Source organism: Guptibacillus hwajinpoensis, assembly GCF_020171785.1.
Classification (GTDB): Bacteria; Bacillota; Bacilli; order Bacillales; family Guptibacillaceae; genus Guptibacillus; species Guptibacillus sedimenti.
The window spans coordinates 1-554 of sequence record NZ_JAIVAE010000035.1; the positions used below are offsets into that span (position 1 = coordinate 1).

The 554-nt window shown below is 44.8% G+C and carries 2 tRNA genes and 1 rRNA gene; all 3 read right to left on the reverse strand.

From position 1 onward, the window contains the following. Positions 1–166: 166 nt before the first annotated feature. Positions 167–242, reverse strand: a tRNA-Ala gene (locus tag LCL91_RS21895). Between the two features lie 12 nt (positions 243–254). Beyond that, positions 255–331, reverse strand: a tRNA-Ile gene (locus LCL91_RS21900). Between the two features lie 173 nt (positions 332–504). Next, positions 505–554, reverse strand: a 16S ribosomal RNA gene (locus LCL91_RS21905); the annotation flags it as partial.

Sequence of the window (554 nt, forward strand, 5' to 3'; positions counted from 1 at the left end):
TAGTAGCTTAACCTTCGATTTGTGTGGCGTAAGCCATCACGCATCAGTTATTACTAAGTTCTTGCATAAAAATAATTATTGGATGTCGTTGTTTATGCTATCTAGTTTTCAAGGAACAATGGCTACTAGTTAATTAAACGTTTGTTTAACTATATAGTAGATGTGTTGGTGGAGCCTAGCGGGATCGAACCGCTGACCTCCTGCGTGCAAGGCAGGCGCTCTCCCAGCTGAGCTAAGGCCCCAGGATTCTTTTATGGTGGGCCTGAGTGGACTCGAACCACCGACCTCACGCTTATCAGGCGTGCGCTCTAACCAGCTGAGCTACAGGCCCACAAAAGAAAAGTAAATACCCCGACATAGCCATTAGCCGGAGGTGTTTCTACGAAGAGACTTGCTCTTCTTCAAAACTTACCTTTTCAGTTGAAAGAATAAATTATTCTTTCAAAACTAAACGAAACGCTCATGTAAGGTTGGCAACCAATGTTGCCTCGTAATTCTCCATAGAAAGGAGGTGATCCAGCCGCACCTTCCGATACGGCTACCTTGTTACGACT